The following is a 1,352-nucleotide window of genomic DNA, read 5'->3' as shown; positions in this document are numbered from 1 at the left end:
ACGTTAGGCGCAGTAACAGCTGTTGCGTTACCAGTCGGAGCGGTTGGAAATGGTCCCAGTGCTGGAAATGGACAAGTTACAACTTCAAATCTTCATACATATGAAAGCCTGGTGAGCTATCTTGAAACGCAGGATGCCAAACAAGAAAGGCTGGCACTGGAAGTAATCGGGGAAACGGTAAAAGGAAGGGACATTTACCTAGCGAAGTACATCTCAAATCCTAAGAATCCAACCATACTATTTTTGACGCAACAGCATGGAAATGAACAACTGACTACCGAGGGTGCACTCGAATTCATTAAACATCTAGGCACGAACAAGACTAAAGGTATTTTGGATAATGTCAATATATTGATCATTCCCATGTTAAATGCAGATGGAGCCATGGGAGATGTTAATTTCCCTCTTGATGATTATTTAGCAAAAGGTGATCGGCATTTAACACGGGCAAATGCAAATGGGATTGACTTGAACCGTGAGCATGATAAAAAAACTGATAACATGCAAGTAGAGGTAAAGGCTTTACACGAAAATGTATTTGCGAAATACGATATAGATTACATGATAGATTTACATCATCAAGGGACGCTAAGCGAAACGGACGGTGAACTTGTTTCAGGTTCAATTCTTTATCCTACAAACCCGAACGTAAAGCCTGAAGTGTTAGAAGCCTCAAAAAAATTGGGTGCTGTCGTATATAACTCCATTGAACCAACTGGTTGGGGGCATATTGGTAGGTATGATGGCGGTTCTGGAGAAAATATAGGCCGTAATGGTGCAGCCGTTCGCTATGATATTGCCACACTGCTCTTTGAGATGCGAGGTATGTCGGACCACAATGACGAGTCAGTAGCGCTTGGACAAAAAAGTAATGGCTATCTAATAAAGCAAACGGTAACCACTTTGGATGCAGCTGTCAGAGCTATTGCCGATGATTCAATTGAAACTGTCGATGCAAGCTTTTGGGACACCCTGCCAACACAATCCAATCGTCCCGGGATAAAATCGGACGAATAAAATGAAGACACATTCCATTCTTTCAGATGGGATGTGTTTTTTTATTTTCCTACACCGATAGACGAAGTTGTTATATGGAATGATTTATAGTCGAAGTAGCAGGACAAGGATAAAGATGACATAGAAAAAAAGCATTTGCTTTCACCTAAGAAGATGCTCAGTTTGTCGACAAAAGGGGGTTCGGAATGATTTCACATAGAACCATGATTTTAAAGGAAGATTAGATGATCCTTAATGTTTTTTTTCTGTTTTATGAAATCCTCAATTTATGGAAGAAATTTGCGACACTCCTGCCGAATAGCTGGCTAGCCGAGACCCCACAGACGCTTGCGTCG

At 41.3% G+C, this 1,352-nt stretch carries 1 protein-coding gene; it reads left to right on the top strand.

Going from position 1 to position 1,352, the window contains the following annotated elements:
- Positions 1–1,017 (top strand): M14 family zinc carboxypeptidase (locus tag AC1DVB_RS27295; RefSeq protein ID WP_477591951.1); only part of this gene is annotated, 1,017 nt, incomplete at its 5' end.
- Between the last annotated feature and the right edge of the window lie 335 nt (positions 1,018–1,352).

Source organism: Peribacillus sp. P4_D6 (assembly GCF_056401795.1).
This window is presented reverse-complemented; position numbering and strand designations above follow the sequence as displayed.